This is a genomic window from Knoellia subterranea KCTC 19937 (assembly GCF_000768685.1).
GTDB classification, from domain to species: Bacteria; Actinomycetota; Actinomycetes; order Actinomycetales; family Dermatophilaceae; genus Knoellia; species Knoellia subterranea.
The window spans coordinates 1-536 of sequence record NZ_AVPK01000031.1 but is presented as its reverse complement, the minus strand read 5'-3'; the positions used below and the strand labels follow the sequence as shown (position 1 = coordinate 536).

General features: G+C 71.5%; 1 protein-coding gene. It reads right to left on the bottom strand.

The window, feature by feature from the left end:
* Positions 1–536, bottom strand: a 536-nt coding sequence (locus N803_RS17190; protein ID WP_035907580.1) for a DUF222 domain-containing protein, incomplete at both ends; no start/stop codon positions are given.

The following is a 536-nucleotide window of genomic DNA, read 5'->3' as shown; positions in this document are numbered from 1 at the left end:
GGCAGGTCGGGGTCGATGACGTTTCGCCGGGCTTCCTCAGCCATCAGGGCGACGTGGGCGCCGATGACGTCTTTCATCGGACCCAGGATGGACAGCCACGCCATACCGTCGGGTGCGGGTCGCACCGTGACCCGGCGGGACGCGACCGCGCGGCGGGCCCGGGCGGCCAGCGATTCGGAGTCCAGGGCGGCACCGGCTCGTTTCGCGGCGGCCGCCAGCGCCTTGTCCCCGAGCTTCGTCACCTTCGCGGCCAGGGTGGCATCGACCGCGGCGCGGTGCTCCCGGGACAAGCAGGCCGTTTCACGGACCATGATGTGCGCGCGCCGCTCAGACAAGTCCCCGGACGTCAGGGCTGCCAGCGTGTGCGGCATCTCCTCCACCAACGTTTTCGCCACACCGACGTGCTGGTCCGCGACCGTCGGAGAACACCGGCGCGCCAACGCCAGATTAGCCCGCACGCTGCGGGTGTCCTCCCCGAGAGCTTCCCGGTCGGTCACGGCAGCTGCGGTCAACCGAGCCTGCGCCGCAGCAGCGGC